This window comes from Psychrobacter cibarius, assembly GCF_904845955.1.
In the GTDB taxonomy this organism is placed as follows: domain Bacteria; phylum Pseudomonadota; class Gammaproteobacteria; order Pseudomonadales; family Moraxellaceae; genus Psychrobacter; species Psychrobacter cibarius_B.
On the sequence record NZ_CAJGYX010000024.1, the window covers coordinates 1 to 1,929 of the forward strand.

Genomic DNA, 1,929 nt, shown 5'->3' on the forward strand with positions numbered 1-1,929 from the left:
GGTTTGGTACATGAGAGCCTTCCAGAGTAGTGTTTTTCGCCATTGACACGTTGTACAGTGGCGTACACGACAGAAACCAGCTTGTTTTAATACCAAGCCGTCATCCTCGTTATATCCAAACTTTAAAAATCCGCTACACTCATCCATACGCTCGCTATATCGCTCAAATTCGCTGTTTAAGGCGTATATTTTACTTACATAGGATGTATGTAGCCTGTGAGTGTCCCAAACGCTGTCACGGGCAGATAAGGACGCTAGAGAGACATCTACGCCTTCGGGCAAGTCGTTATCATAGAGAAAATCAATTAATTCTGCAGAAGGGATATTTTTATCAACGTTTTCGTTATGCTTTTTAATATTTTCGTTGACAGTGGTTGCGTGATTTGGGAACATAAATAAAGACCTTGTATTCGTTTGTTTCTAGACAATTCCGACGATACGAGGTTTTTTTACGCCTGTCAATTATTCTTTTTCCAGTTTTTTACCCAATAATTTTAATATAAACCCTTATGTCATATAGCCTAAGAGCAATCATAACCCCTATTTCTAATCCGCTACTTAGACCTAATGTATCAAGTAAAGGAAAAAACGCTCAAAATCACCCCTATTTTTGGATCAAAATTGGCAAATCACGCAACCATCACTCAGCATAATTCACCCCAAATAAGCCAAAAATAAAGCCGTATTGGATACGTCACTACTTTTCGGTAGTGACGTATCCAATACGGCAATTATCAAAATCTCAATGAATTAGGGCTGATTACCCACACACCCAAGCCAATCTTTTTAACTGGTTAGGGCATGGTATCAAGGTAGTATTTTGGCAAAAAAGACTGCCAAAATCTCCACCTTGACACCATGCCCTAACCAGTTTTTTTGTGGCTATGGGTTGCGATGGGTAGCAATGTTTCAACCTCGTAGAGCGGACGGAGTTATCAAACAAAAATAGCGCCCCTTGTGGGTCTTTTGCTTGGTAACTCCTAAGTTCGCTCTTAGTCAGAGGGACGAAAAGATTGCACGCTGTTTCATCCTGTAAGGTGAAACGTCTAAGCGTGCCTTGTCTTATATTTTGTCTTTTCACTTGTCTGTCTTTTTGGATAAGTGCGCACTTACGACTTGCCTAAACGATTCCACTCCGTTTCATAGTTTGGTCAAATCAAAGTACGCTCTACGAGGTAAAAGCCAAAACCAAAAACACTACTCGTTATGGTTCGGGTTATACATGTAACCGCCTTTTGACTCATAAAACGTAAAGTTCAAACGGCGGTCATCGGTTTCGGTTGTTTCGTCATCGTTGCCAGTGTCGATCATATCCTCATTGGTAATATCATCATCTTGCTTCAGGGCGTCTTTGAGCAATCCACCAGTAGCCACAAAACGTAAGCGGTATGTTTGTCTTGTCAACTCATAAAACCAGTCACGACTTCTAGGATTTTCGGCATCATGGGTAATATCATCAGGCTTTGTAGCGTATTTCAAGGTTTCAGCAATCGCCCCACGCATACCATCATCATCAGCACCCTTTTTCGGTTTAACAGTTCTAATATCTACTTGCGGCATATAATCAATACGAAGACAATCAGCCCAAAGCTCTTGCCACCGTTGACGTTTGATATAATTCCTACCAAAGTAAGACGGGTCAACCATCAAAATAACGTGAAAATGTGGGTGTGCGTGGGTGTTGCCAGTTATCGGACAAACCCTTTTGTATTTCTTGTCTTTGTCTTTGGGGTCTTTGGGGCGTGTGACTTCTGTTGTGCGTACCCAACCCTTAACAGCCGCCATAAATTCCTTGCGCTTAATCAGCCTTTGCCATGATTTGTTCATGTGCTGCAAGGTTTCGCGCAAGTCATCAATGGGCGGATTTTTGAGCGTCAAGGTTAAAAATATAAAGCGGTGTGTAGGGTGTGTTTGTATGATGCGGTCATA

At 41.7% G+C, this 1,929-nt stretch carries 1 protein-coding gene and 1 pseudogene; both read right to left on the reverse strand.

All coding sequences use genetic code 11. The annotated features are described in order from the left end of the window. Nucleotides 1-393, reverse strand: a pseudogene (locus JMV76_RS14575) (protein rep); the annotation flags it as partial. An 804-nt stretch (nucleotides 394-1,197) separates the two neighbouring features. Further along, nucleotides 1,198-1,929 (reverse strand): protein rep (locus JMV76_RS14580; RefSeq protein ID WP_201503183.1); only part of this gene is annotated, 732 nt, incomplete at its 5' end.